Annotated in this window: 31 protein-coding genes; 20 read left to right on the top strand and 11 right to left on the bottom strand. The window is 72.6% G+C overall.

What is annotated here, in order from left to right; translation table 11 throughout:
• Positions 1–31: 31 nt before the first annotated feature.
• The 4 genes from pstS to ACFY29_RS20155 all read right to left on the bottom strand — a co-directional run bounded on the left by pstS (position 32) and on the right by ACFY29_RS20155 (position 4,161).
• A complete protein-coding gene (gene pstS / locus ACFY29_RS20170; protein ID WP_328420904.1) occupies positions 32–1,138 on the bottom strand; it encodes a phosphate ABC transporter substrate-binding protein PstS in 1,107 nt (368 codons plus the stop codon).
• Positions 1,139–1,443: 305 nt separating this feature from the next.
• Positions 1,444–2,370 (bottom strand): mycothiol synthase, encoded by a 927-nt coding sequence (mshD, locus tag ACFY29_RS20165; RefSeq protein WP_386988162.1) that lies wholly within the window; start codon positions 2,368–2,370, stop codon positions 1,444–1,446.
• 51 nt (positions 2,371–2,421) lie between these two features.
• A complete protein-coding gene (locus ACFY29_RS20160; RefSeq protein ID WP_386988159.1) occupies positions 2,422–3,285 on the bottom strand; it encodes a polysaccharide deacetylase family protein in 864 nt (287 codons plus the stop codon).
• 156 nt (positions 3,286–3,441) lie between these two features.
• Positions 3,442–4,161, bottom strand: coding sequence for a response regulator transcription factor (locus tag ACFY29_RS20155; protein WP_328426127.1), 720 nt, complete (start codon positions 4,159–4,161; stop codon positions 3,442–3,444).
• Positions 4,162–4,402: 241 nt separating this feature from the next.
• On the opposite strand from ACFY29_RS20155, the gene ACFY29_RS20150 reads away from it, so the two are divergent.
• From ACFY29_RS20150 to ACFY29_RS20120, 7 genes are all read left to right on the top strand, one after another.
• On the top strand, positions 4,403–5,458 hold the full coding sequence (locus ACFY29_RS20150) for a hypothetical protein (protein ID WP_328420898.1): 1,056 nt from the start codon (positions 4,403–4,405) through the stop codon (positions 5,456–5,458).
• 107 nt (positions 5,459–5,565) lie between these two features.
• Positions 5,566–6,354: a DUF2993 domain-containing protein gene (locus ACFY29_RS20145; protein ID WP_386988156.1), complete on the top strand. Its 789-nt coding sequence runs from the start codon at positions 5,566–5,568 to the stop codon at positions 6,352–6,354.
• A 107-nt stretch (positions 6,355–6,461) separates the two neighbouring features.
• Positions 6,462–6,539 carry an Ms5788A family Cys-rich leader peptide gene (locus ACFY29_RS20140; protein WP_310503780.1) on the top strand — a complete coding sequence of 26 codons (78 nt, stop codon included), beginning with the start codon at positions 6,462–6,464 and terminating at the stop codon, positions 6,537–6,539.
• A 208-nt stretch (positions 6,540–6,747) separates the two neighbouring features.
• Positions 6,748–7,596, top strand: a complete 849-nt coding sequence (locus ACFY29_RS20135; RefSeq protein WP_386988153.1) for a sulfurtransferase — start codon at positions 6,748–6,750, stop codon at positions 7,594–7,596.
• A gap of 2 nt (positions 7,597–7,598) precedes the next feature.
• Positions 7,599–7,919: a DUF1416 domain-containing protein gene (locus ACFY29_RS20130; protein WP_328420892.1), complete on the top strand. Its 321-nt coding sequence runs from the start codon at positions 7,599–7,601 to the stop codon at positions 7,917–7,919.
• A 152-nt stretch (positions 7,920–8,071) separates the two neighbouring features.
• Entirely contained in the window at positions 8,072–8,617 is a 546-nt protein-coding gene (locus ACFY29_RS20125) for a winged helix-turn-helix domain-containing protein (protein ID WP_386988149.1), read from the top strand.
• A gap of 88 nt (positions 8,618–8,705) precedes the next feature.
• The gene (locus tag ACFY29_RS20120) at positions 8,706–9,566 is read left to right on the top strand and encodes a hypothetical protein (protein ID WP_386988146.1); all 861 of its coding nucleotides are present in this window, start codon (positions 8,706–8,708) and stop codon (positions 9,564–9,566) included.
• 18 nt (positions 9,567–9,584) lie between these two features.
• On the opposite strand, the gene ACFY29_RS20115 is transcribed toward ACFY29_RS20120, so the two are convergent.
• The 3 genes from ACFY29_RS20115 to ACFY29_RS20105 form a co-directional block, all read right to left on the bottom strand.
• Positions 9,585–11,639 carry a glycogen debranching N-terminal domain-containing protein gene (locus ACFY29_RS20115; protein WP_386988144.1) on the bottom strand — a complete coding sequence of 685 codons (2,055 nt, stop codon included), beginning with the start codon at positions 11,637–11,639 and terminating at the stop codon, positions 9,585–9,587.
• Positions 11,636–12,019 (bottom strand): SCP2 sterol-binding domain-containing protein, encoded by a 384-nt coding sequence (locus ACFY29_RS20110; protein ID WP_386988141.1) that lies wholly within the window; start codon positions 12,017–12,019, stop codon positions 11,636–11,638. Before ACFY29_RS20110 ends, ACFY29_RS20115 begins: the two co-directional genes overlap by 4 nt.
• A gap of 81 nt (positions 12,020–12,100) precedes the next feature.
• Positions 12,101–12,475, bottom strand: coding sequence for a DsrE family protein (locus ACFY29_RS20105; protein ID WP_328420884.1), 375 nt, complete (start codon positions 12,473–12,475; stop codon positions 12,101–12,103).
• A gap of 12 nt (positions 12,476–12,487) precedes the next feature.
• Between ACFY29_RS20105 and mtfM the strand changes: the two genes are divergently transcribed.
• On the top strand, positions 12,488–12,592 hold the full coding sequence (gene mtfM, locus ACFY29_RS20100) for a small membrane protein MtfM (protein ID WP_030327764.1): 105 nt from the start codon (positions 12,488–12,490) through the stop codon (positions 12,590–12,592).
• A 5-nt stretch (positions 12,593–12,597) separates the two neighbouring features.
• Positions 12,598–13,188, top strand: coding sequence for an FABP family protein (locus tag ACFY29_RS20095; RefSeq protein ID WP_328420882.1), 591 nt, complete (start codon positions 12,598–12,600; stop codon positions 13,186–13,188).
• A 3-nt stretch (positions 13,189–13,191) separates the two neighbouring features.
• Here ACFY29_RS20095 and ACFY29_RS20090 read toward each other — a convergent pair whose 3' ends face one another.
• Positions 13,192–14,067 (bottom strand): aminotransferase class IV, encoded by an 876-nt coding sequence (locus tag ACFY29_RS20090; protein WP_386988136.1) that lies wholly within the window; start codon positions 14,065–14,067, stop codon positions 13,192–13,194.
• A gap of 75 nt (positions 14,068–14,142) precedes the next feature.
• Between ACFY29_RS20090 and ACFY29_RS20085 the strand changes: the two genes are divergently transcribed.
• The 4 genes from ACFY29_RS20085 to ACFY29_RS20070 all read left to right on the top strand — a co-directional run bounded on the left by ACFY29_RS20085 (position 14,143) and on the right by ACFY29_RS20070 (position 17,585).
• Complete coding sequence (locus ACFY29_RS20085) at positions 14,143–14,571, top strand: Fur family transcriptional regulator (protein WP_386988133.1); 429 nt, start codon at positions 14,143–14,145, stop codon at positions 14,569–14,571.
• Positions 14,568–15,680, top strand: coding sequence for a YgfZ/GcvT domain-containing protein (locus ACFY29_RS20080; protein WP_386988130.1), 1,113 nt, complete (start codon positions 14,568–14,570; stop codon positions 15,678–15,680). The genes ACFY29_RS20085 and ACFY29_RS20080 overlap by 4 nt, the downstream gene beginning before the upstream one ends.
• Positions 15,681–15,703: 23 nt before the next feature.
• Positions 15,704–16,531 carry a 3-keto-5-aminohexanoate cleavage protein gene (locus ACFY29_RS20075; protein WP_355601631.1) on the top strand — a complete coding sequence of 276 codons (828 nt, stop codon included), beginning with the start codon at positions 15,704–15,706 and terminating at the stop codon, positions 16,529–16,531.
• 94 nt (positions 16,532–16,625) lie between these two features.
• Complete coding sequence (locus ACFY29_RS20070) at positions 16,626–17,585, top strand: asparaginase (protein ID WP_386988127.1); 960 nt, start codon at positions 16,626–16,628, stop codon at positions 17,583–17,585.
• 134 nt (positions 17,586–17,719) lie between these two features.
• On the opposite strand, the gene ACFY29_RS20065 is transcribed toward ACFY29_RS20070, so the two are convergent.
• A complete protein-coding gene (locus tag ACFY29_RS20065; protein WP_386988124.1) occupies positions 17,720–18,517 on the bottom strand; it encodes an alpha/beta fold hydrolase in 798 nt (265 codons plus the stop codon).
• Between the two features lie 112 nt (positions 18,518–18,629).
• Between ACFY29_RS20065 and ACFY29_RS20060 the strand changes: the two genes are divergently transcribed.
• From ACFY29_RS20060 to ACFY29_RS20040, 5 genes are all read left to right on the top strand, one after another.
• Entirely contained in the window at positions 18,630–19,259 is a 630-nt protein-coding gene (locus tag ACFY29_RS20060; protein WP_386988121.1) for a helix-turn-helix domain-containing protein, read from the top strand.
• A complete protein-coding gene (locus ACFY29_RS20055) occupies positions 19,256–19,978 on the top strand; it encodes a hypothetical protein (protein ID WP_386988118.1) in 723 nt (240 codons plus the stop codon). Before ACFY29_RS20060 ends, ACFY29_RS20055 begins: the two co-directional genes overlap by 4 nt.
• Before the next feature lie 71 nt (positions 19,979–20,049).
• Positions 20,050–20,364: a DUF2516 family protein gene (locus ACFY29_RS20050; RefSeq protein ID WP_328420864.1), complete on the top strand. Its 315-nt coding sequence runs from the start codon at positions 20,050–20,052 to the stop codon at positions 20,362–20,364.
• Positions 20,361–21,248 (top strand): alpha/beta hydrolase, encoded by an 888-nt coding sequence (locus tag ACFY29_RS20045; RefSeq protein WP_328420862.1) that lies wholly within the window; start codon positions 20,361–20,363, stop codon positions 21,246–21,248. The genes ACFY29_RS20050 and ACFY29_RS20045 overlap by 4 nt, the downstream gene beginning before the upstream one ends.
• An 11-nt stretch (positions 21,249–21,259) precedes the next feature.
• Entirely contained in the window at positions 21,260–21,997 is a 738-nt protein-coding gene (locus tag ACFY29_RS20040) for an alanyl-tRNA editing protein (protein ID WP_386988113.1), read from the top strand.
• 46 nt (positions 21,998–22,043) lie between these two features.
• Here the strand turns inward: ACFY29_RS20040 and ACFY29_RS20035 are convergent, their stop codons facing one another.
• Complete coding sequence (locus tag ACFY29_RS20035; RefSeq protein WP_386988112.1) at positions 22,044–22,667, bottom strand: CGNR zinc finger domain-containing protein; 624 nt, start codon at positions 22,665–22,667, stop codon at positions 22,044–22,046.
• Between the two features lie 71 nt (positions 22,668–22,738).
• Between ACFY29_RS20035 and ACFY29_RS20030 the strand changes: the two genes are divergently transcribed.
• Together ACFY29_RS20030 and ACFY29_RS20025 are read left to right on the top strand one after the other, a co-directional pair.
• Positions 22,739–23,188, top strand: a complete 450-nt coding sequence (locus ACFY29_RS20030) for a VOC family protein (RefSeq protein ID WP_386988109.1) — start codon at positions 22,739–22,741, stop codon at positions 23,186–23,188.
• 379 nt (positions 23,189–23,567) lie between these two features.
• Positions 23,568–24,482 (top strand): SDR family oxidoreductase, encoded by a 915-nt coding sequence (locus tag ACFY29_RS20025; protein ID WP_386988106.1) that lies wholly within the window; start codon positions 23,568–23,570, stop codon positions 24,480–24,482.
• Here ACFY29_RS20025 and ACFY29_RS20020 read toward each other — a convergent pair.
• The gene (locus tag ACFY29_RS20020) at positions 24,473–25,441 is read right to left on the bottom strand and encodes a helix-turn-helix transcriptional regulator (protein WP_386988103.1); all 969 of its coding nucleotides are present in this window, start codon (positions 25,439–25,441) and stop codon (positions 24,473–24,475) included. The two genes, ACFY29_RS20025 and ACFY29_RS20020, sit on opposite strands and share 10 nt — an antisense overlap.
• Positions 25,442–25,449 lie beyond the last annotated feature (8 nt).

The following is a 25,449-nucleotide window of genomic DNA, read 5'->3' as shown; positions in this document are numbered from 1 at the left end:
CTCGCTCGATTCGGTTGCGGAGTGGTGTCGGTCAGGAGATGTTCTTGACTGCGGCCTCGACCTTGGTGCGGACGCTCTCCGGCAGCGGGGCGTAGCCCAACTCGGTCATGGCAGCCTGGCCCTCGGTGCTGGCGGCGTAGCCCAGCAGACCCTTGACCAGCGGCAGCTTGTCGGCCGGGAGGCCCTTGCTGCAGACGATCTCGTACGTCGCCAGGACGATCGGGTAGGCCCCGGCCTCCTTGGTGTTGTAGTCGATCGACAGCTTGAGGTCGTCGCCCTGGCCCTCGACCTTGGCGCCGGCGATGGTCTTGCCGGCAGCCTCGGCGGTCAGCGCGGCGAACTCGCCGTTGCCGTTACCGATCTTGGCCATCTTCAGAGCGGCGTTCTCGGCGAACGACCACTCCATGTAGCCGATGGAGCCGTCGGCGCCCTTGACCGAGCTGGCCACACCGTCCGAGCCCTTGGCGCCGGTGCCGCCCGGGCCCTTCCACTGCTTGGCCTTACCGAGGGTCCAGTCGGCCTCGGCGGTCTTCGAGAGGTAGTTGGTGAAGTTGTCGGTGGTGCCCGACTCGTCCGAACGGTGGACGGTCTGGATGGTGGTCGCCGGGAGGGTGGCACCCGGGTTGTCGGCCTTGATCGCCGCGTCGTCCCACTTGGTGACCTTGCCGGCGAAGATCTTCGCCAGGGTGGCCGGCTTGAGCTGGAGGTTGTCCACGCCGCTGACGTTGTAGGCGACGGCAACCGGGCCGATCACCATCGGCAGGTGGATGGCCTTGCCACCGACGCACTTCGCGTCAGCCTGCGGCTGCTCCTCCGGCTTGAGCGCGGAGTCGGAGCCGGCGAAGTCGGCAGTCCCGGCGATGAACGCCTGGATGCCGGCGCCCGAGCCGGTCGGCTCGTAGTTGATCGTGGTGCCCTGGCACTTCTGCTGGTACGCCTTGATCCACTCGGCCATGGCGTTCTTCTGCGCCGACGAGCCCTGGGCGTTCAGCGTGCCGGTGGCGCAGTCGACCGCGGCGGCCGAGCCCGAAGCGCTGGCGCTGGAGGTGGGCTCGTTGTTGTCCGAGCCGCATGCACTGAGACCGAGCGTCGCGGCGAGAGCGAGGCAGGCAAGAGTGCCGTACCGCTGGAGCTTCACCTGAGGGGTTTCCCTTCGCGTCTGACTTGGCGCCCCGATCCCGGGGCCCGAGGACCGGCACTGACCGGCTGACACGAAAGTTAGAAGTGCCAGGTAGCCGGTTCGCCGGTCGCAAGTGAACGCAAGGTGAACACGTACGCCCCTCGAGGTGACCGCTTGCTGAGGGTGGGTTGTCCGTTAAGTGAACTCGGGTACACCTGTCGGAAGTATGGTCATATATCCGGTTGGGCGTTATCCCGCCGACGCGTGGCCGTTACCCGCCGGTGACCCGGTCGCAGCGGCTGCCCGGAGGTCAACTCCGCTGGTCAGCCCAGGTGGTAGTTGATGTGCGCAGACCAGCGGGCGAAGCCCAGCCGCTCATAGAGCGCCACCGCGCCGGTGTTCGAGTCGTCCACGTAGAGCATCACCCGGTCCAGCCCTCGCCGGTCCCGCAGGTACGCCAACCCGGCGGTGGTCAGCGCCCGGCCGAGCCCGCCGCCGTGCGCGGTCGGTTCCACGCCGAGCACGTACACCTCGCCGATCCGGGCCGACCCCGGGCGCTCGTGCACCTTGGTCCAGTGGAAGCCGAGCAGTCGGCCCGTGGCGGTCTCCTCGGCGAGCAGGAAGCCGGCCGGGTCGAACCACGGCTCGGCGAGGCGGACCCGCAGGTCGTCCGAGGTCCACCGACCCTGCTCGGGGTGCTCGGCGAAGGCCCGCGCGTTGAGGGCCAGCCAGGCCGCGTCGTCCGCGCCCGGTCGGAACGCGCGCAGCACCACCCCATCGGCCAGCCGCGGCTCGGGCAGCGGGGCGGCCAGTGGCCGGCGTAGCTGCCAGAGCACCCGCACCCGGGTGAACCCGAGGTCGACCGCGAGCGCGGCGGCCGACGGGTGGTCGCCGTGCGCCCACGCCCGCAGCGGCCCGGTGGCCGAGGCGAGCACGCCCCGAACCAGCGCCCGCCCGGTGCCCCTCCGGCGGTACGCGGGGTGCACCACCAGCTCCACCCCGATCCCGCCGACCGGGTCGGTGGTGTCCAGGTGCGCGTACCCGGTGAGGGTGCCGTCGTCGGCGCGGGCGATCAGGTGCACGGCCGGCGCACCGGGATCACGAAGCCGGAGCAGGACGTGCTCGTCGAGCGGGTCCGCGCCGTCGGTGTCGCCTGCGGAGCGGGCCAGGGCCAGCACGTCGGCGATCTCCGCCGGGGCCAGTCGGTCGGTCCGGGTCACCTGGTCGCTGGTCGGCTCCGCGCTGCTCATCCCGTCACCGTAGTCGCCGGGGACGACGGTCGGCCGGGATCCCCGACCGGCTCACGTCGGGTCGGTGGGCAGCGCCTCCAGCTCGAACCGTCCGGTGAGGTCGGCCAGGATCCGGTGCAGCGCGTCCACCGTGCCCTGCCGGTCCCCACCCGCGTCGTGCAGCAGCACCACCGATCCTGGTTCGGCCTGGGTGAGCACTGACGCGGCGATCTTGGAGGCGCCGGGGGCCTCCCAGTCCGCCGGGTCCACCGACCAGTGCAGCGGGGTCATGCCGAGCTGCTGCGCCATCGACACCACAGGGTAGGTCCAGGCGCCGCCGGGCTGGCGATACCAGACGATCGGCGCGTCCGGCACCGCTGCCCGGATCGCCTCGTTGGTCCGCAACAGGTCGGCGCGAATCGTGTCCGCCGAACGATTGCCCAGGGTGACGTCGTGGTGCCAGGAGTGGTTGCACAGGGTGTGCCCATCGGCCACGATCGCCCGAATCAGATCGGGATGGGCCTGGGCGTTCTCGCCCACCACGCAGAACGTGGCCTTGACGTCGAACTCGCGCAGCGTGGCGAGCACCTGCGGGGTGTATCGCGGGTCCGGTCCGTCGTCGAAGGTCAGCGCGAGTCGTGGAGTGCCGGTGGTGGAGTGCGCGCCGAACAGCTTCTCGCCCTCGGCGTCCCGCCCCGACCCGTCCTGACCGGCCTGGGCGGGGCCGCTGCTGGTGGTCGGGGCCGCGCTGGACGCGTCGTCGGTGGGCTGGTCGGCGTAGTACGGCCCGTCGGCGTTCGTGTTGACCCCGGTTCCCTGCCGCTGAGGCTGGTCGGGGATGAGACTGCGGCCCAGCACGTACGCCGAGCCGAGCAGCGCCGTCACCACCAACACCACGATTCCCGCCGCCCGGACGGTCGGGTTGCTCCACTTCACGGCTTCCGCCTGGCTGACCGGTCACGCCGGCCCGTGGTCCCCGTGGTCACTGCGCGCACCGTCGCCCCTTTCTCCGACAAACCCGGCAGTCAGAATAGAACTGACGAGCTGCGCCAAAAGGGCATACGGGGAATCGTTCCTCCGCCTGGGTGCGGATCAGACGGGCAGCGGCGCGTGCTCCGCCTCGGGCAGCGACCGCGAGGGCGGTACGACGAACTTGTAACCCACCTGGCGGACGGTGCCGATCATCGACTCGTACTCCGAGCCGAGCTTGGCGCGCAGCCGTCGGACGTGCACGTCCACCGTGCGGGTGCCGCCGAAGTAGTCGTAGCCCCAGACCTCGCGCAGCAGCTGATCCCGGGTGAACACCCGGCCCGGGTGCTGGGCCAGGAACTTCAGCAGCTCGAACTCCTTGTACGTGAGGTCGAGCGGGCGCCCCTTCAGCTTGGCCGCGTAGGTGTCCGGGTCGATGGTCAGCTCGCCGGCCCGGATCGAGCCGCCGGCGCCAGCGGTCGCGTTGCTCAGCCGGCCCACCGCCAGCCGCAGTCGCGCCTCCACCTCGGCGGGGCCGGCCGCGGCGAGGATGACGTCGTCGACGCCCCAGTCCGCGTTCAACGCGATCAGGCCGGCTTCGGTCACCACCGCGACCAGCGGCACCCCGAGCCCGGTGGCGTGCAGCATCCGGCAGGTCGCCCGGGCCTCGCTCAGCTCCGACCGCGCGTCCACCAGCACCGCGTCGGGGCTGGGCCCCGCGACCAGGGTGCGGACGTCGCGCGGTGCGGTGCGGACCGAGTGCGGCAGCAGGTCGAGTGCCGGCAGAACAGCGGACGGTTCCCCTGCGCGTGCGGTCACCAGCAGCAGGATCTCCACGATCACCTCCGTCCCGGCGGCGCTCGGCCGCGCGCGACCAGACACACTCACGGGGGAGTGCGCTGAGAAATTGCGTGGTCCCGGCGTCGCTGACGGGCGGGTAACGCGTTGAGCCTAACCGATCGCCTTGGCTGTGCCGTCAGGCAATTTCCCGTTTGTCCAGCTTGCCCCTGATCGTGGCACAGGTTTTAACGTTGCTGAAACCCGTGACCACCGCGTCGGGCGGTCGGTCTGGCACGATCGGGGCGTGTTTCCCTCCACCTCGCCCGACGCCGGCCGCGAATCGTGGCCCGACGGGCCCCGCCCGGGCCCGGCCGCACCGACCCGTGGTCACCCGCCTGCGCCGCGTACCGGCCCGCCTGTCATCGACGGCAACCGCCGCGAGCGGGGTGGGCCCCGCCGGGCACGCCGCGCCGGCGAGCCGGCCCGCCGCTCCGAAGACGAGATCGACGAGCCGGAGGAGGAGGTCGTACCCCCGGTCGAGGTGCGCCGTTCGTTGGCGCTGACCATCGCCGGCTTCGCCGCACTGCTCGGTGTCGGCCTGGTGCTCGGCGCGCAGACCTCGGGCCCCGGTCACCGGCTGCCGTTCGCCTTCATCATCTTCGGCGTCCAACTGCTGTTCGTGCTCGCCTGGACGATGGCCATGCGTCCACCGGCGCTGCTGCTGGTCGCCGGGGTCAGCGCCGCGGTCGCCGCGGTCGTCGACATCGCCGCGGTGCAGACCGACGTCGCCGGCCTGGCGCCCCTGGGTTACCTGGCGGCCGGCGGGTTCCTCGCCGCGGTGCTCGGTCAGCTGGTCCGACGGGTCGACCGGGTCCGGGTCACCGACTCGCTCGGCGCCACGCTGCTCATCGTGGTCGGAGTGGTGGCCTTCGGCACCCTGATCGTGCTCAGCAGGATCCCGGCCGGCACCCAGGCGATCACGGTCTGCCTGACCGCGAGCGGGGTCGCGCTGACCGTCGCCCGGCTCACCGACGCGGTGCTGCCCTGGCCCCGGCTGGCCCCGCAGGTCCCCCGGGGCGCCGCCGGCGTGGTTGCCGGCGCGATGGTCGGCACGCTGGTCAGCGCGATGCTCGGCAGCTACCTGGTGGCACCCTTCACGCCGACGCGGGCTGCGGTGATCGGCCTGGTCGCGGCGGTCACCGCCGTCCTCTCCGACCTCGCCGTCGGGTACGCGGAGGCGGGCCGGCTGATGGCCGGCGAGCCACCCACCATGTGGGTCGCCCGGCACATGCAGGGTCCGCTCGGCGGCTTCGCCCTGGCCGCGCCGGCCGCGTACGCCATGTGCATGCTCTTTCTCTGAGTCACGGTTGAGCCCGGGACCGGTCGGGTACCTACGGGTGGTGCGCCGCGCTGCGGCAACCGGTACCGACGATCCGCCGCAAGCGGCGGACGGAGACAGGAGGCGGCGTGGCGCAGGAGTATCCGGCGGACGGGGCCCGGCCCCGACGGCGCGGTCGCAAGCTGCTCATCGGCCTGGTCGTCCTGCTCCTGCTGGTGGCAGGGCTGCTGGTGATCGCGGACCGGGTGGCGGTCGGGGTGGCCGAGCGGGCCATCGCCGACCGGGTCAGCCAGGAGGTCACCAAGCAGGGCGCGCAGGCCGCCGCGCCCGATGTGGAGGTCGGCGGAACTCCGTTCCTGACCCAGGTGCTCGACGGCCGCTACCAGCGGATCTCCATCAAGCTGCGGGACGTGCAGGCCTCGGTTGAGGGCGACGCCGTGCGGCTGCTGGTGCTGGACGTGGACGCCCGCAACGTGCGGGCCTCGTTGGACACTCTGCGCACCGGGCAGGGCGACGTTGTCGCCGACACGGTCAACGGCACCGGCACGATCAGCTACGAGAGTCTCGCCGCGCTGCTGGACCGGCCCGGGCTCACCCTCGGTGAGCAGGGCGGCAAGCTCGCCGTCACCGCCCCGGTCGACATCCTCGGCCAGACGCTCACCGTCAGCGGCACCGCCGACGTCACGGTCGCCAAGAGTGGCGCCGTCGCGCTGCGTTTCAACGACCTGGACGCCGAGGGCCTGCCGAACCTGCCGTTGGCCCGCGCGCTGCTGAACAACTACGCCAAGGGCATCTCCATCGACGTGCCCCTGCCCGACCTTCCCTTCCAGCTTGCCGTTCGGGAGGTCCGGCCGCTGCCCGAAGGGCTGGCGGTCACCGCCGACGCGAAGAACGTGCCGATCAACTCCGCGAGCTGATCGGCCAGCCGGCCGCCGGGCGGAGGGACGCCGGCGGTCGGCCCTGGATTCCCGGATGCTGGTCGACCCAGTGGCAGCACGGTCACTGGCTGGTAGGCTCCGTGGCCATGGGGACCCACCTCACCAAACGGCGCGCGGTCGACCTGTGCCGCGTGGCCACCTGCCTGTGTCGCCCCGTCATCTGACGGCGGGGCTGTTTTCGGCCGCCTGACGGCGGCCACCGGCACGCAGGGTTCTCGTACCCTCCGGTGATCCCACCGAACGCCCGGCAGCGGCGCCGTCGCACGAACCCGTGATCCCGTCCTTCCGCTGGGTCCCGCGCGCGGTGCGACAGTCAAACCCATCGATATTCGCGCGTTGGCTCACCATCCATCCTCACCAGGGAGTGATTCGATGAGTCGCGACACCGCACTCGTTTCGGCCGAGTGGGCCGAGAAGAACCTCGACGCCCCGGGCGTCGTCTTCGTCGAGGTCGACGAGGACACCTCGGCCTACGACACCGGCCACATCGCCGGCGCAATCAAGATCGACTGGAAGACCGACCTGCAGGACCAGGTCCGCCGGGACTTCGTCAACAAGACCCAGTTCGAGGCGCTGCTCTCCGGGCGCGGCATCAGCAACGACGACACCGTCATCCTGTACGGCGGCAACAACAACTGGTTCGCCGCGTACGCCTACTGGTACTTCAAGCTCTACGGCCACCGCGACGTGAAGCTGCTCGACGGCGGTCGCAAGAAGTGGGAGCTGGACGCCCGCCCGCTGGTCACCGACGCGGTGACCCGTCCGGCGACCCAGTACGTCGCGCAGGAGCCGGACACCTCCATCCGGGCCTTCCGCGACGAGGTCGTCGCCGCGATCGGCACCAAGAACCTGGTCGACGTGCGTAGCCCCGACGAGTTCGCCGGCCGACTGCTCGCCCCCGCCCACCTGCCGCAGGAGCAGGCGCAGCGTGGCGGGCACATCCCCACCGCGATCAGCGTCCCGTGGTCCAAGGCGGCCAATGAGGACGGCACCTTCCGGTCCGACGACGAGCTGCGCAGGATCTACGGGGACGCGGGGCTCGACGACGGCAAGGAGACCATCGCCTACTGCCGGATCGGTGAGCGCTCCTCGCACACCTGGTTCGTGCTCCAGGAGCTGCTGGGTCACCGCAACGTGAAGAACTACGACGGATCCTGGACCGAGTACGGCTCGCTGGTCGGCGTGCCGGTCGCGCTCGGCGACGAGCCCGGGGAGGCCTGACCATGACTGCTCCCACCACCGCGGGTTGCGCCGCCCCGGACCAGGCCGCGCCGCTGCCGGCCAGCCTGGACCTGGAGAAGGAAACCGTGATCACCGGCATCGTCCGCTCCGAGGCGGACGAGGTCGTGGCGGGCGCGTACGTCCGGCTGCTCGACTCGACCGGTGAGTTCACCGCCGAGGTTGTCACCTCGGCCGCCGGCCAGTTCCGGTTCTTCGCCGCGCCGGGCTCCTGGACGCTGCGCGCGCTGTCCCGACACGGCAACGGCGACACCGCCGTCACCGCCGGCCGGGGCATCAACGAGGTCAGCGTCACCGTCGCCTGACAGCCCACCCTCTGATCGACCGGGGCCGGTCACCCTCGCGGGGTGACCGGCCCCGGTCGTTTCCCGGTCGAGATGGTCGGAGTCAGTTACGTAGCGTGACCCCGGCCATGGGTCGCCCCCCGAAACCCATCGGCGTACGTCACTATCGTCGGGTGGAATTCACGGTCAGTGCGGGTGAAGGTGCCAGGCCCGGTGCAGGGGTCCCGATCGTCGTCTGCGTCACCGCGGACGTCTCGGTGCGGGAGCGGGTGGTGCGCCAGCTCGACGGGGTCGGCCCGGTGGTGAGCTGCGTCGACCTGGCCGAACTGCGGGCCATGCTGTTCCCGTCGCCGCCGGGCGGCGCGGCCACGGCCGTCGCGCCGGTCAGCCCGCCGGCGGTGCCGCAGGGGCCGGTCACGTGGGGCGAGCTGGTCGTCGACCGGGCCGGGCGCCTGGTCACCTGGTGCGGTGATCCGCTCCCGCTCACCCGCACCGAGCGGGAGCTGCTCGCCCGGCTGATCGGTCCGCCGCCGGTGGTGTGGAGCTACCAGCAGCTCTTCGCGGCCGTCTGGAACGGCGCGTACCTGGGCGACAGCGCAGTCGTGCACTCCGCGATCAAGCGGCTCCGGCACAAGCTGCGCAGCCTGCCGGGCGGCCCGCGGGTGCACACCGTGCGGGGCGTCGGCTACCGGCTCGACCCGCCATCCCGGCCCGCCTGATCACCGCCCGACGACCCGGGCTGCCTACCCGCCGCGGCGGGCGCCGGTCGCCGCCGGGCCGGCGGATCGCCCGTGACACCATGGCCGGGTGAGCGGTGCTGTCCGGACGGGGTGGGCCCCGTCGACCGGTCCCGCCGCGCCGGCACCCCGGCGACGGCGGCGCTGGCTGCTGGTCGCGAGCGCGGTCTGGGCCGTGCTGCTGGCCCTGCTCGCCTGGACGTCGGTCCGCGACGATCCACCGACCGTGCGAGAGCAGCGCTCCCTCGACCAGGCCGGCCCGGTGGTCGACCGGGCGGTCGGCGAGTTGGCCCGGGCGGCCGGCGCGGCCGGGCTGCTGGAGCTGAGCCCGGCGCGGATCGGGTCGGGCTGCCGGGTCACCCCGCTCGCTGACGGTGCCACGCTTCGCCGGGAGGTCGCTGTGCTCGCGCCCGCCGGCACCGAGCGCACCGTCCTGGCCGGGATCGCCGAGCGACTTCCCGCGAACTGGCGGGCCTGGGTCGGGTCCGGGCGGGACGGCCCGGTGCTGCGCGCCGACGCTGGTGAGTTCGTCGCCGTCCAGGGACGGCCGACCGGGGACGGTCGGATCCGGTTGACCGTCGACACCGGCTGTCGGCCGATTGGCTCCGGCTACACCCCGCCCTCGACCACCGACGGCGGCCCGGAGGTCGCCGCCCTGACGGCCGCGCTGCGGGCGCTCGGCCGGCCGGCCGACGCCGCGCCGGAGCTGGTCACCGCGCCCTGTCCGGGCGGCGCGTCGGCCCGTACCGCGCGGTCCGCCGCCGGTCCCGACCCGGCCGCGTCGCCGGGCGGGCTCGCACCGCTGGCCGGCGGCAACCCGCTGCTGGACAACCCCCCGGTGTACGCGTACCGCGCCGGCCCGGTCACCGTGCTGGCCGACCTCACCCCGGACGCCGCCCGGCTGGCCGCCACCGTCGGCTGCCCTGGCTGAGCCGAGCATCCCGCCGGATCAGACGCCCGGCTGCTGCTCCTCCGGGCCGCGGCTGCGGCCCAGTGCGTCGACCCGACCCCACCGGCCGGGGATGTCCAGCAGCTCGATCCGGCCCATGCCCGGCGGCACGGCCGGATCGATGATCAGGTGCTCGCCCTGCGGCTCCAGCCCCAGCATCACCCGCAGCAGCAGCAGCGGTGTGCCGGTCGACCACGCCTGCGGGCTGCACGCGGTCGGGTACTCCACCGGGTAGTCGGTGAGGTCGCGGGCGTAGCCGGCGAACGCCTCGGGCAGTCGGCCATCGAAGTAGCGGGATGCGGCCAGCATCGCGTCGCAGATCAGCCCGGCCTCGTTCCGGAAGCCGTACCGCCACAACCCCCAGGCGATGATCGAGTTGTCGAACGGCCAGACGGTGCCCACGTGGTAGCCGATCGGGTTGTACCGGCCCTGGTCCTCGGCGAGGGTCCGTACCCCCCAACCGGAGAACAGCCGCGGCCCGAGCAGGTGCTCGACCACCTTGCCGGCCCGGGACTCGTCGACGATTCCGCTCCACAGCAGGTGCCCGATGTTCGAGGACAGCGCGTCGACCTGCTTCCCGTCGGCGTCTAGGGCGAGCGCGTAGTACCCGCGGTCGGCGATCCAGAAGTCGTGGTTGAACCGCTGCTTGAGCGCGGCGGCCTCCCGCTCCAGCCGGTCGGCGTAGGCCGGGTCGTTCCAGAACGTCCGGGCCAGCCGGGCGGCCCGGATCTTCGCGTCGTACGCGTAGCCCTGCAGCTCACAGGTGGCCCGGGGGAAGCCGGGCAACCGGCCGTCGGCGTACGAGATGGCGTCCCAGGAGTCCTTCCAGCACTGGTTCTGCAGGCCGGTCTCCGGGTTGCGGGTCTGGTACCAGAGGTAGCCGGTGCCGAGCAGGTCGCCGTAGGTGTCGATCCACTCCAGCGCCGCGCGCACCTGCGGTTCCAGCCGCCGGATCAACTCGGAGTCGCCGGTCCAGCGCTCGTACTCGTCGATCAGGATGATGAACAGCGGCGTCGAGTCGGCCGACCCGTAGTACGGCGAGTGCGGCTGCTCCTCGAAACCGGCGGTCTCCCCGTACCGCAGCTCGTGCAGGATCTTGCCCGGCTCCTCGTCCCGGAAGTCGTCCACCCGGTGCCCCTGCAGGCCGGCCAGCATCACGATGGTCGGCGGGATCAGCTCCGGCAGGAACGGCAGCACCTGCAACGAGGTGATGATGCTGTCCCGGCCGAACAGGGTCATGAACCAGGGCAGCCCGGCGGCGAGCAGCCGCACGCCCAGGGCGATCGACTCATAGCGCAGCGCGGCCAGGTCGTTGAGGCTGCGCCGGTACGCCCCGGCCAGCGGCTCGCAGTCGCAGCCGAGCTTCGGCGCCCGGTCGATCAGCTCCTGCTGCTCGGCGCGGATGGCGTCCGCGCTGCGGCTGCCGCCGTACGGCAGGGTGGCCCGGATGTCCTCTCCCCGCGCGCCGTAGACGACGGTGGACACGTGCAGCCGGGTGCTCCACTCGCTGTTCCGGGCGATCCGGATCTGGAAGGTCATCCCGGAGGAGTCGACCATGGCCGGTGCGCTGGAGGTGATCAGCGTCTCCCGGTGGAACGCCTCCCGCCGGTAGGTCAGGCGCAACTCGTTGTCGGCCACCGAAATCGTCGTCTGACCGCGCTTCCGCCGGGCGTTCTTGATCTCGAAAAGGTCGGCGAAGTCAGACGCCATCTCCACCCGGACGGTGAACTCGACCTCCTCGCCGGTGTGGTTCAGCACGGTCAGCTCCTCCTCGAAGCTGCCCACGATCGCCCGGCTGCGGATCACCGACGCCTTGGCGTCCAGGTAGTGCGTCGGTTCGCCGGGGGCCAGGAAGAACTTGGTCCGGTACGACTCGGAATCGTCCATCGACAGGGCGTGCAGCCGCTCGCCGTCCAGGGTGAGCACCCAGTTGGACAGGAAGCGGGTGTCGAAGGAGAACAGCCCGGTCGGGAAGTCGTAGGACGGCTCGATGTCCCCCGTCCGGTCGCTGACCAGGAAGGTGTTGCCGTCCAGGATGCTGACGAGATCGTTCACGCCATCCGCCCGGCCTGCTTCCGAGCCACCTCGCGCGGGTCGCGGGTGCCCGGCGGGTTCGGGAAGAACCGCCGGAAGGCCAGGAAGAGCACCACGTTCCCGCTGAACGTGCTCTCGTTGCGCAGCACCGCCGCGACCCCCTGGGCCTCGCCGGTCACCAGCCGGTCGAACAGGGCCGTGCTGCTGTACCAGATGGCGTCGGCAGGCCCGCGGTTGCGGCTGACCTGCACCGACCCCGGCCGCATCCGGACCAGCCAGTGCTCGGTCGTCTGGTCGTCGGTGCCGAGGTCAATCTGAAGGGTTCCGGCGACCAGGCCGCCGAGGACCTCCGGGGCACGCGCCGGCAGTGATTCGAAGAATCTCTCCGTCGCCTCGGTCACATCCGAATCGTAGGCAGCCGTCCGAGATGTCGGGTCGGTATCCGCACTCCGCCCCTACCGTCCGGGTCGTCCCGCCGCTGGTCAGTAGACCAGGGCCTGCGCGCCCTCGGCCAGCGCCTCCTCGACGAAGGCCGCGGCGCCCGCGATCCGGACGCCGGGCAGTACGTCGTCCGGGCCGATCTCCCGCCGGGCCGCGCACTGGGTGCAGGCGGTCACCCTGCCACTGGTCAGGATGACGTGCAGCAGTTCGGCCAGCGGGGCGGAATGCGGCAGCTCGAACTCCTGGGCACGGCCGGGCAGCGCGAACCACGTCGCCTCGCCGGTCAGCCAGAGCGATACGTCCACCCCGGCCGCGACCGCCGTGGCGGCGACCGTGAACGCCTGCGCACACCGCTCCGGGGCGTCCGCCCCCGCGGTGGCCTTGACGACGAGAGTGCGGGCCATGAGGCCCAGCATAGGATGGCCGGGATGGTTACCGAGATCGGGTTCGTCAGCCTGCTGGTCGCCGGCCTGGGCGGGCTCGCCGGTGGCCTGGTCTACCTCGCCGTACGCATATCGAGAGGACGTTGGTGACGCTGGTGAGCGACGAGAACCCGCTGCAGCCGCCGTGGCTGAACGCGCCGCCGGTCGACCCGTACCCGTTCGAGGAGAGTCACGACCTGCGGGTCGGGCCGAAGCTGCACCCGGCGCTGGACGGCCTGCTGCCCTACATCGGCCTGTGGCGCGGCCGGGGCAAGGGTGGTTTCCCCACCGTCGAGGACTTCGACTACGCCCAGGAAATCCGGATCAGCCACGACGGCCGTCCGTTCCTGCACTACGAGTCCCGCGCCTGGATCCTCGACGAGCAGAGCAAGCCGGTCCGCCCCGCCGGGCGTGAGGTCGGCTGGTGGCGGCCGGTGCTGGTGGACGGCCGGGCCACCGACGAGCTGGAGGCTCTGCTGACCACCCCGAGCGGGGTGATGGAGCTCCACCTCGGTAAGCGCAACGGCACCCAGGTCGAGTTCGCCACCGACGCGGTGGTCCGGACGGCGACCGCCAAGGAGGTCACCGGCGGGCACCGGCTCTTCGGCATCGTCGAGGGCGCGCTGCTCTACGCCCAGGACATGGCCGCGATGGGGCACGGGCTCAGCCCGCACCTGTCCGCCCGGCTCGTCCGGGTCGGCGGCTGACCGTTACGGGACGGGGAAACCCAGCACGGCGTGCAGGGCGGGGGTACGCGGGCAGCGCGCACGGCGCACCCCGTCCAGCGTGTGGATCTCGGTGAGCCCGCGGACCGACGAGGTGAACCAGATGCCGTCCGCCGCGTGCAGCTCGGCCGGGGTGACCATCCGCTCGGCGGCGGCCAGGCCCAGCTCGCCAGCGTGGCCCAGCAGCCAGGCGACGGTCGTGCCGGGCAGGATGCCGGTGGTGGCGGCGGGCACGGTGCAGAGCGTGCCGCCGGTGAGCCACACCACGTTGGCGGTGGGGCCCTCCAGCGCGTACCCGTCGGAGGAGATCCAGAGCACGTCGTCCACCCCGGCCCGGTCGGCCCAGCGGCGGGCGGCGGTGTTGACCGCGTACGAGGTGGATTTGATCCCGGCGGGCAGCCAGTCCAGTCCGGTGCGTGCCCCCGCTGGCACCCCCAGCGGCAGGGTTGCCACGCTGATCCCGTCCCGACGGGCCACCCGGGACGACGCGGGCACCTCGGTCAGCGTGGCGTAGACGCTCGGCGGGCCGCCGGCCTCCGGGCCCCGGGTGCAGACCAGTCGCAGCGCCCCCTCCACCCGCGCCGGCCAGCCCGCGCGCACGGTGTCGAGCAGGTCGATCAGCGCGGCGATGGGTGGCAGGGCCAGCTCGACGGCGGCAGCCGAGGCGGCCAGCCGGGCCAGGTGCTCGTCGCGCAGCCACGGCCGGCCCTGGCGCAGGTGCATGGTCTCGAAGAGGCCGTCGCCGCGCAGCACACCGAGGTCGTCACCGCGGAGCACGGGCTCGCCGGCCGGCACCGGGCCGCGGCCGAGGACGACGATCCGCGCGGTCGGGTCGGCCGCGACCTTTCCGACGGACGACATCACCATGACCGTCGAGCCTAGCGGCGGTCCATCGCGATGCGGAGATCGGCATGGTTGCCGAACTATGATCGGACGGTGTCCGAATCCTCCCTCGCGGAAATGCTGCGGGCCCGTGGGCTGCGGCTGACGGCCCAGCGGCAGCTTGTCCTCCAAGCGGTGCTCGATCTGGGCCACGCCAGCCCCGAGCAGGTGCACAACGCGGTGCGGGAGGTCGCTGCCGGCGTCAACATCACCACCATCTACCGCACGCTGGAGCTGCTGGAACGGCTCGGCCTGGTGACCCACACGCATCTCTCGCACGGCTCGCCGACCTACCACGCGGCCGGTGAGCACCAGCACGTCCACCTGGTCTGCCGGGAGTGCGGCGCGATCGACGAGATCGATCCGGAGTTGCTCCGCCCGCTCGCCGACCATTTGGTCGCGCAGCGCGGGTTCCGGGTGGACATCGGGCACGTGTCACTCTTCGGTGTCTGCGGACGCTGCGAGAACGGGGACCAGAAATGATCGACATAGCGGGTGCGGTGGCCGTCGAGAGCATCGACGAGGCCAGCCGCGACCAGCCGGAGCCGGCACACGCGGCGGCCGGGGTGCGAGGGGTGGCCGCGCACTACGGCGACCCCCTGCGCGAGCAGCGCATCCTGGACACCGAGGTCGGCCTGGTCGACCGGTCGCACCGGGGGATCATCGCGGTGCCGGGGGAGGAGCGGGCCAGTTGGCTGCACACGATCACCTCGCAGCACCTGGCGACATTGGCCGCCAACGACGGCACCGAGCTGCTGGTGCTGTCCCCGCACGGGCACGTCGAGCAACATGCCATGGTCGCCGAGGATGGCGAGACCACCTGGCTGGACACTGAGCCGGGGGCGACCGCCGGCCTGCTGGCGTACCTGGAGAAGATGCGGTTCTTCAGCAAGGTCGAGCCGCGCGACGCCACCGCCGAGCGGGCGCTGCTGTCCCTGGTCGGGCCGGCGGCGACGGACGTGCTGGGCGTGCTCGGCGTGACCGGGATGGCCGCACCGGACCTGATCGCCGTGCCGGGTCCGAAGTTCACCGCCGGTGCCGTGCCACCCCGAGCGAGCGTTCGGTACGACGTACGCCCGCTACCCACCGGCGGGTGGGCCCGACGCGGCCCGCTCGGGGTGGACCTGCTGGTGCCCCGGGCCGCGATGGAGCAGGTGGTGGCGGAGCTGCGCGGCGCTGGCGTACCGGTCGCCGGGCTCTGGGCGTACGAGGCGATCCGGGTGGCTGCCCGGCGGCCCCGGGTCGGGGTGGACACCGACCACCGGACGATCCCGGCCGAGGTGGACCTGATCGGCCCGGCCGTGCACCTGGACAAGGGCTGCTACCGGGGGCAGGAGACGGTGGCCCGGGTGCACAACATGGGCCGTCCGCCGCGTCGGCTGGTGCTGCTGCACCTGGACGGGATCACCACCGACCAGCCGCCGACCGCCGGTACGCCGGTGACCCTCGACGGCCGGGCGGTGGGCTTCGTCGGCACCGCCGTGCTGCACCACGAGCTGGGCCAGATCGCCCTGGCGGTGCTGAAGCGGAACGTCCCGGAGGACGCCGCGCTGCGGATCGGCGAGACCGCGGCGGCGATCGACCCGGCCTGACCGGGCCGTCTAGGATCGCCGGCATGACGACAGGGACGTTGATCACGGTAGCCCCGACCGGCGCGGAGTCGGCCAAGGCGGAGGTGCCGGCGCTGCCGGTGACGCTCGACGAGCTGGTGCTCACCGCCAAGGAGTGCGAGGCCCTCGGCGCTGCCGTGATCCACGTCCACATCCGCGACGACGCGGCGCGGCCGACCCTCGACCCGGTGCGCCTGCGGGAGACCGTGGCGGCGCTCCGCGAGAGCACCGACCTGATCGTGCAGCTCTCCTCCGGCGGCGCGGTGACCGACCCGGAGGCATCCCGGCTGGCCGTGCTCGACGCCCGCCCGGACATGGCCTCGTGCACCATGGGCACGGTCAACTTCGGCGACGACGTCTTCCTCAACCGCTGGGAGTTCATCGTCGACCTGCACACCCGGATGCAGGAGCGCGGGATCGTGCCGGAGTACGAGATCTTCGACCTCGGCCACCTGTCCGCGTTGCAGCGGCTGTTGGGCAAGTACGGCCTGCCGGCCGGGGGGCACGTGCACGTCGACTTCGTGATGGGTGTGCCGGGCGGTATGCCGGGCACCACCGAGACGTTGGTCGCGGCGCACCGGATGCTGCGGGACCTGCCGGAGGGCACCACCTTCGCGGCCACCGGCATCGGTCGCAGCACGATCCCGGTCATGTTGGCCTCGCTGTCGACCGGCGGGCACCTGCGGGTCGGCATGGAGGACACCGTGACGTACGCCAAGGGCCGGCCGGTGGAGTCCAACATGCAACTGGTCGCCCGCGCGGTCGGTTTCGCCCAGCTCGCCCAGCGGCCGCCGCTGACCACCGCGGAGGCCCGCGAGCTGCTCGGCCTGTAAGGCCGGCTCTGTCGGGCACCCCTGTCACCCGGGCGGTGGACGACCTGGTCACCCCGCCGCCGAGACCCCCGGGACCGTCGGTACCGTCCAGCACGTGGGAAAGACGTACGAGGGCGGCGCGCCGCTCGCAGAGGTGGTCCGGTCCGGGTTCGTGGAGGGCGCGCACCGCGGCTCGGTGGTGGTGCTGGACGCCGCCGGTGTGCCGGTGGCAGCCGTCGGGGATGTGACCGCACCGATCTTTCCCCGCTCGGCCAGCAAGCCGATGCAGGCGATCGGGATGCTCCGCTCCGGCCTGCCGCTGACCGACCCGGCCGACCTGGCGCTGGTCTCGGCCAGTCACGCGGGTGAGGAATTCCACCTGGCCCGGGTCGGTGCGCTGCTGGATCGGGCCGGGTTGGACGCCTCGGCCCTGCACTGCCCGCCCGACCTGCCGGTGGGCGCGGCGGCCCGGGAGGCCGTGCTGCGCGCCGGGGGCGGCCCGACCCGGGTGCAGATGAACTGCTCCGGCAAGCACAGCGGGATGCTGCTGACCTGCCAGGCCGCCGGGTGGCCGCTGGACGGCTACTGGCGGCCGGAGCACCCGTTGCAGCAGCGGTTGCGGGCAGCCATCGAGGAGTTCACCGGTGAGCAGGCGGCGGCGGTGGGGGTGGACGGCTGCGGCGCCCCGGTGCTCGCCGTATCGCTGACCGGTCTGGCCGGGGCGTACCTCCGGCTGGTCGACGCCGAGCCCGGTTCGGTGCCGCGCGCGGTGGCCGACGCCATGCGCGCCCACCCGGAGATCGTGGGTGGCACCCGGGCCGACGACACCCGGCTGATGCGCGGCGTTCCGGGCCTGCTGGCGAAGGTTGGCGCCGAGGGCGTGATCGCCGTGGGCCTGCCGGGCGTCGGCGCGGTGGCGCTCAAGATCGACGATGGCGCCGACCGGGCCCGGATGCCGGTGCTGGTCTCCGCGCTGCGCCGGCTCGGCGTGGACGCCCCGGTGCTTGCCGAATACGCCGAGGTGCCGCTCTTCGGCGGCGGCGTCCCGGTCGGCGCGGTCCGTCCGCTCTGGTGAGCGGCGGCTGGTCCCGACCGTCGGGGCCGGCCACTCACGGATGAGCGCGATACCTCAGAGGCATAAATATGCCTCTGAGGTATCAGCCTCTTCGCCCGACACCCTCGGTGCGGGCTCTGCGGAGTCGGGCGGGCTCAGCTCAGGAAGTCGAGCAGGGCCGCGTTGACCGGCTCGGGGCGCTCCAGCGGCAGCAGGTGTGCGGCGTCCGGCACGTCGGGCAGCCGTACCGCGTCGGGCGCCTCGGCGGCGATCCGGTCGGCGAGCCGGCGGATGTCCGGCACGTCCGCCGCGCCAGCGGTGACCAGGACGGGCAGCCGCAGCTCGCCGAGGCGTTCGATCGCCGGTGGCGTCAGCTCGCCCACCTCCACCGCGCCGAGGGCCAGTTCGGCGGCGAGCGCGCGCTGATCCATCTCCTGCGCGAACGCGATCAGCCCGGGGTCGACGTCGGCCGGCTGACGGCCCGGGCCGACCACCCAGAACCGCACCTCACCGGCCGCTCCGGCGGCGAAGTCGTCGGGATCGACCTCGCCGACCAGGCTGTCCCAGAGGTCGTTGGCCTCCTCGGACCACTCGTTGCCGGAGACTGCCGTGCCGAACAGCGCGAGCGCGCTCACCCGGTCCGGATACGCCAGCGCGGTGTCGATGGCCACCGACCCGCCGAAGGAGCAGCCGACCAGGGCGGCCCGGGGCAGGTCGAGCGCGTCCAGCAGGCCGGCCACGTCGTCGTGGTGCGCGAACGGGATCGGAGGCAACTCGGAGTCGCCGTAGCCGCGCAGGTCCGGGACGATCACCCGGTGCCGGGCGGCGAGCGCGGACAACTGCCCCCGCCACATCCGACGGTCGGCGATGCCGGCGTGTAGCAGCACGACGGGCGAGCCGCTGCCAGCCTCGTCGTACGCGATGACTGCTCCATTGACTGTGGTCTTGTGCACGGACGGACGGTACGGATCCGACGAGCGGCGCGCAAACAAGATGCTGAGACCTTGCTAACTCTTGCTAGCGTTTTGCTTGCAGGAGCTAGCGGGGTCGGTTAGCGTCGGTGTCATGGCCACACCGAAGGACCTCCCCGACGTCGGCGGGTTCATCCGCGATCTGCGGCGCAACGCGAAGATCTCGCTGCGGCAGCTCGCCGAGCAGGCGGGGGTCAGCAACCCGTACCTCAGCCAGATCGAGCGCGGCCTGCGCAAGCCCAGCGCGGAGGTGCTCCAGCAGTTGGCCAGCGCCCTGCGGGTATCCACCCCGGCGATGTACCTGCGGGCCGGGCTGCTCGACGACAAGGAAGGCCACGGTGTGCTCGCCGCCATCGCGGTGGACGCCGACCTGACGATGGCCCAGAAGCAGTCGCTCAGCCAGATCTACGAGACCTTCCGCCGGGAGAACGCCCGGCTGGCCGAGGCCGAGGCCAAGGCCGAGGGCGCCGGCACGAACACCGGCGGCGCGGCCGGGGTGACCACCCCGACCGACATCGCCGACCAGCCGGCCGACGTGGCCAACCTGGCCGCGACCGGCCCCACCACCGCGGGCGGCACCCCGACCGAGGCCGTGCTCGAGTCGGTCGCCGTCACCGAGGCGGGGTCCGCCCCCGCCCCGCCCAGCACCAGCACCCCCGAGAAGAAGGCCGCCGGTCCGGCGGTCCGGAAGGCCGCCGACGCGGCCGAAGAGGAGACCTCATGACCGAGCCGAAGACCAACCGCATCCCCGCCCCGATCTACGCCGCCGCCGGTGCCGGAGAGTTGGCCCTCCAGCAGCTGCGCAAGCTGCCGGCCGTGGTCGGCGTCCTCGGCACCCGGGTCGTCGCCGACCTGGGCGGCCGGGCCGTGCTGACCGGCTTCGAGCTGCGCCAGAAGGCCACCGAGACGCTGCGTACCGCCAACGAGACCGCCGAGACCCTGCGCGGCCGGGCTCAGGCCGAGCTGGACCTGGCCAAGCTCCGTGAGTCCGCCGACCTGGCCAAGCTCCGCGAGGTCACCGACCTCGACAAGCTGCGCGCCGCCGCGACCCGTAACGCCGCTGTGGTGGTCGCCGGTGCCCAGGCCGCGCAGGAGCGCGCGTTCGCCGCGTACGGCGCCCTGGTCGCCCGTGGTGAGCGGGTCGTCGGCGCCGGCGTGCTGGAGGCCGCCGAGACGGTCAACGCCGACATCGAGGCGACCCAGGCCGTGGCGCCGGCGACCGCCGACGCGGTAGCCACCGCCCCGGTGAGCCCGGCCCAGGTGTCCAGCCCGGCCGACGTGCCGAGCCCGGCCGAGGTGGCCGAGATCGCCGAGGCCAAGCCGGCCGCCGTCAAGAAGGCCGCCCGGGCGCGGACGGCCGCCAAGCCGGCCGCCAAGCCGGCCGCGACCCCGTCGGCGAAGCTGCCCCGGGCCACCAAGCGGACCCGTCCGGCGGCCGAGTAGTTCGTGGTGTCGACGACCCCGGCGGCGTCCTTGTCGGACGTAGTCGGGGTCGTCGACATAAGCTTGCCGGCATGGCCAACGCCGCGCCGATCTTCGCGTTCGAAGTCCGCTACGTGATCGAGCTGATCCTGCTCGTCTTCGCGCTGATCATCCAGGGTGTCGCGCTGGTGCACGCCGTCACACAGCGCTCCGACGGCTTCCCCGCCATCGGGACGCTGCCCAAGGGTGGCTGGATCGCCATCCTGGCGGTTTGCCTGGTGCTGACCCTTCTCGGCTTCGGTCCGATCAGCCTCTTCGGACTGATCGGCATCGCCGCCGCCCTCATCTACCTGCTCGACGTCCGGGTCGGCCTGCGCGACCTGAGCGACGGCAAAGGGTTCTGGTGAGAAGTTTCCGCTGGCCACCCCCGCCGGACGGTGGGCCTCGCACCTGGGGGCCCGGTCCGGGTGGTCCGCGTACCGGCCGGCCGGCGCTGCCGGAGCCGGAGACCGAGCTGATCACCACCCCGCACGGGGTACGGCTGGAGCGGCTGGTCACCGGCACCGGTGATCCGGTCACCGTGTTCGCGCACGGGCTGGGCAACGGCATCGCCACCACCCGCCCCTTCGGCAGCGGGGTGACCGGCCGCAAGGTGTTCTTCCAGTTCCGCGGGCACGGCCGCTCCGACGCGCCGGCCGGGCAGTGGAGCTACCTGGACCTGGCCCGGGATCTGCGCGCCGTCGCGGATCTCGGCGGCGCCAGTCGGGCGTTCGGGGTGAGCCTCGGCGCGGGTGCGCTCTGCCGGCTGCTGGCCGAGAGCCCGGAACGCTTCGAGAAGCTGGTCTTCTTCCTCCCGGCGGTGCTTGACCAGCCGCGCGGCCAGGTCGCCCAGGAACGCGTCACGGACCTGCTGGAGGCGGTGGAGAGCGGGGACGCCTCGGCGGTCGCCGACATCGTCTCGCTGGAGCTGCCGACGGCGGTGCGCAACACCCCGGCCGGCTGGGCGTACCTGCGGCAGCGGCTCGACCAGCTGCTCCGCGACGGTCTGGCCGACGGTCTGGCCACCCTGCCGGAGCAGGCGCCGCTGCGCGACGCCACCGCCCTGGCGGCGGTCACCGCACCGGCGCTGGTGATCGGCTGTGCGGGCGACGATCTGCACCCGGTCGAGGTGGCCGAGCAGCTCGCGGCCGCGCTGCCCCAGGCCACCCTGCACGTGTACGACCGGCCCGGCGTGCTCTGGACGGAACGCGCCGACCTGCGGGAGCGAGTGTCCAGCTTCCTGAACGAGTAGCGTTCCCTGTCATGGGCGTCACACAACATGGCCGGACGCACCGGCTGGACCTTGCCGACCCGACCCTGCGCGAGTGGACCTGCACGGTCCTGCACGCCGACCCGGAGCAGGGCATCGTGCTGGACCGCTCGGCCTTCTATCCGGGCGGCGGGGGGCAGCCGCCGGACCACGGGGTGCTGCTCTGGCAGGGCGTGCAGACCCGGATCGTCGGCACCCGCAAGGGCGACGACCCGTACCTGATTCCCGCCGAGGGTGATCCGCTGCCGCCGCCCGGCACCGAGGTGACCGGCGCGGTGGAGGACGAGCGCCGCACCCGGCTGATGCGCACCCACTCGGGGCTGCACGTGCTCTGCGGAGTGGTGTTCCGCGACTTCGGCGCGCTGGTCACCGGCGGCAACATGGAACCGGGCGAGGCTCGGATGGATTTCAACCTGCCCGAGGTGCCGGCCGACTTCAAGAGCCGGATCGAGGAGCTGGTCAACGCCGAGGTGGCCGCCGACCGTGCGGTTGCCGTCCGGGTGCTGCCGCGCGTCGAGGCGCTGTCTCTGCCGGACATCATCCGCACCCAGTCCAACCTCATTCCGCCGGACGAGCAGGAGGTCCGGATCGTCGACATCGTCGGGCTGGACGTGCAGGCCGACGGCGGCACCCACGTCGCCTCCACCGCCCAGATCGGCAAGGTGCAGGTGGTCAAGGTGGAGAGCAAGGGCCGGGCCAATCGCCGGGTCCGCGTCCGGCTCGCGGACTGAGCGGCGCTGTCGCCTCGCGGACTGAGGGGCGCTGTCGCTTGGTGGACTAGGCGTCCCGGCGGGCGCGCAGCGACCGGACCTTGTGCCGGTTGCCGCAGCGCTCCATGCTGCACCAGCGGCGCTGCCCGGGGCGTGAGGTGTCCACGAAGACCAGGTAGCAGTTGTGCGCGCCGCACTCCCGGATCCGGTCGGCGTACGGCCCGCTGAACAGGTCGATCGCGTCCCGGGCGATGCTGGCGAGGGCCTGCTGCCCGCTGGCCGGGAGCACCCAGTGCCGCGTCCCGTCCGCATCCAGCCGGGGTGCCAGCGGCGCAGCGGCCGCCGCCTCGTTGAGGGTGTCGAGGTCGCCGGGCGTCGCGTCGAAGTCCGTGGGCGTGGTGGCCGGTGGCCGGGTGCCGGTGCGGGCGCACACCAGCCGCCACAGCGCGTCCCGCAGGCGCCGCGCGGCGGCCAACTCCGCCGGGTCGACGTCGACCCGGGCAGGGTCCAAGCGCAGCCGCGACCGCCCCAGCCAGTCGGCGAGATCCGCCGGGCGGTGCAGCACCTCGAAACGGGCCCCGATGCCCGGCCCGCCGCTGGTGAGGAACTCCAGGCAGAGCGCTCCTGGATCGAAGAGGAAACGGGCCCCTTGCAGCGACACCAGGGTGATTCCACTTGCGACGTCGGTCACGTAACCACTATAAACGGTTACAGGGGTGGTCCGCACGCTGCGGGTCGCCGACGAAGGTGAAGGGGATCCAGATGGCCCTGGCATGGAAGCTCGTCGTCGACTGCGCGGAGCCGATCGCGCTGGCCCGGTTCTGGGCGGCGGCCCTCGAATACGAGGTCGAGGACAACAGCGCCCTCATCGACCAGTTGGCCGCGGCCGGCAGAGTCGGGTCGGACGAGTACGTCGAGGTCGACGGCCGGCGGGCCTTTCGGGAACTCGCGGCGGTCCGCCACCCGGAGGACCCGGTCCAACCGGTCAGCGGCATCGGTCTCGGCCGCCGGCTGCTGTTCCAGGCCGTGCCGGAGCCCAAGCAGGTCAAGAACCGGCTGCACATCGACCTGCACGCCGGCCCGGACGAGCGGGAGGCGACGGTGCAGCGGCTGGTCGGGCTTGGCGCCACCGTGCTGCGCGAGGTCGCCGACCGGGGCAGCGTGCACACCACCATGACCGACCCGGAGGGCAACGAGTTCGACGTGCAGTGACAGCCGGGCAGCCGTTCGGCCGGGCATGACTGGATGCGGGCCTGTCGAGCTGCCCCAGATATGGGGCGTGGCACGGGTGGCTCGCCGCCCGTCGAGCGGGCCCAGACGTCCAGCGTGCCCAGACGTCGAGCGGGCCTAGACGTCGAGCGGGCCTAGACGTCGAGCGGGCCTAGACGTCGAGCGGGCCTAGACGTCGAGCGTGCCCAGACGTCGAGCGTGCCCAGACGTCGAGCGTGCCCAGACGTCGAGCGTGCCCAGACGTCGAGCTGCCCCACAAATGGGGCAGCTCGACAGGGCGGCGTGGATGCCCGCCGGCCGCTCGTGACCCGATCCGGAATTCGGACGGAGGCTGTCAGGTATTGCTGGCAGCCTCGAAGGCATGACACAACCGCTCGCAGGAAAGATCGCGCTCGTCGCCGGCGCTACCCGGGGTGCCGGTCGGCAGATCGCCGTCCAGCTCGGCGCCGCCGGGGCCACCGTGTACGCCACCGGCCGCAGCAGCCGCGCCGGCCGCTCGGAGATGGACCGGTCGGAGACCATCGAGGAGACCGCCGAGCTGGTCACCGCCGCGGGCGGCGTCGGCATCCCCGTCCGGGTCGACCACCTGGTGCCCGAGCAGGTCCGCGACCTGGTCGCCCGAATCGACGCCGAGCAGGGCCACCTCGACGTGCTGGTCAACGACATCTGGGGCGGCGACCCGCTGGTCACCTGGGAGAAGCCGATCTGGGAGCAGCCGCTGGACGCAGGCTTCCGCACCCTGCGCCTGGCCATCGACACGCACATCATCACCAGTCACTTCGCGCTGCCGCTACTGATCCGCAAGCCTGGCGGCCTGGTGGTGGAGATCGGCGACGGCACCAAGGCGTACAACGACGACAACTATCGACTCTCGGTCTTCTACGACCTGGCCAAGGCCTCGGTCAACCGACTCGCCTTCAGCCAGGCGCACGAGCTGAAGCCGCACGGCTGTAGCGCCGTCGCTCTCACCCCAGGCTGGCTCCGCTCCGAGGCGATGCTGGAGATCTTCGGCGTGACCGAGGAGAACTGGCGCGACGGGGCGGCCACCGACCCGCACTTCCTCATCTCGGAGACGCCGGCCTTCGTCGGACGCGCGGTCGCCGCGCTGGCCGCCGACGAGGACAAGGCCCGTTGGAACGGCGAGTCCGTCGACGCCGGCTCGCTGGCCAAGGTGTACGGGTTCACCGACGTCGACGGCAGCCAGCCGGAGGCCATCCGGTACATCACCGAGGTGGTCAACGCCGGCAAGCCGGCGGACGTCACCGGCTACCGGTAGAGCTCGCGGAGCCGGTCCGCCGCGTCGGCGAACAGCTCCCGTAGCTCGGGTGGTTCGAGGACCTCCACCTCGGGGCCGAGCCCGAGAAGTTGGTGGTACGCCACCTCGACGGACTCGACCGGCAGCCGGGTTACGACCCGCCCCTGCCCGTCGGGCTCGTCGGCGGTGGCGACCACCTCGTCGTACACGAAGGGGGCGTCCACCAGGTGCCGGAGCTGGCGCAGGCCGGCCGGGCTGAGCCGGACGGTGACCTCGGCGCGCAGCATGGTCCGCAGGAACGACCCGGCCTGCTCGCGCCAGTACCCGGCCAGGTCAAAGTCCTCGTCCCGGTCGAAGCTCTCCTCGCCCACCTCGACCCCGGTCACCCGGTCCACCCGGTAGGTGCGGGCGTCCTCGCCGACCCGGCCGACCAGGTACCAGACCCCGCTCTTGAGCACGAGCCCGTACGGCTGCACCCGGCGGGTCGCCTCCCGGTCGCCGCGCCGGTACCCCAGCTGCACCACCCGGTCCCGCCAGACCGCCCGAGCCAACTCGGTCAGCCATGGCGGCGGTCCGGTCTCCCGGAACCAGCCCGGCACGTCCAGGTGGAACCGCTGCCCGGCGCGGGCCGGGGCGTCCCGTAGCGCGGGAGGCAGCGCGGCGAGCACCTTCAGCTCGGCGGCGGCGACCGCGTCGGCGAGCCCCATGTCGCCGGCCGGCCCGGGCAGGCCGGAGAGGAAGAGCGCCTCCGCCTCGTCCCGGGTCAGCCCGGTCAGCCGGGTCCGGTAGCCGCCGAGCAGCCGGTACCCGCCGGCCCGGCCCCGGTCGGCGTAGACCGGCACCCCGGCGGCGGAGAGCGCCAGCACGTCCCGGTAGACCGTCCGCTCGGAGACCTCCAGCTCCCGCGCCAGCTCGCCCGCGGTCATCGACCCGCGGGCCTGCAACAGCAACAGCAGCGAGATCAGTCGGGAGGCGCGCATCCGCCCAT

Source organism: Micromonospora sp. NPDC000668 (assembly GCF_042897975.1).
GTDB lineage: Bacteria > Actinomycetota > Actinomycetes > Mycobacteriales > Micromonosporaceae > Micromonospora.
Note: the sequence above shows the minus strand (reverse complement) of the source record. Positions and strands in the feature narration are given on the sequence as shown.